A 268-nucleotide genomic window follows, 5' to 3' on the forward strand; every position below is an offset into this window, starting at 1 on the left:
GGGAATACCATGCGATTGTTAAATAGCCAACAAGCCAGTTTTGAGCAGGAATTGACAGAGCTGCTTGCTTTTGAAACGGTAAATGATCCAGCGCTACTGGCTACGGTCGATGATATTATCGCGCAAGTGCGTCAGGGTGGGGATGAGGTGGTGTTAAAGCTGACCCAACAATTTGACAACCATCCTGCCAAAACCTTTGCTGAGCTAGAGATTCCACAAGAAAAGCTCAAACAAGCGTTTGATGGGTTAAACCCTACAATCAAGCAAG

The 268-nt window shown here is 45.9% G+C and carries 1 protein-coding gene; it reads left to right on the forward strand.

Annotation, left to right across the window (positions count from 1 at the left end):
* Positions 1-268 (forward strand): histidinol dehydrogenase (locus KZZ04_RS19465; protein ID WP_219423921.1); only part of this gene is annotated, 268 nt, incomplete at both ends.

This window comes from Pseudoalteromonas sp. CR1 (genome assembly GCF_019392235.1).
Lineage (GTDB): Bacteria > Pseudomonadota > Gammaproteobacteria > Enterobacterales > Alteromonadaceae > Pseudoalteromonas.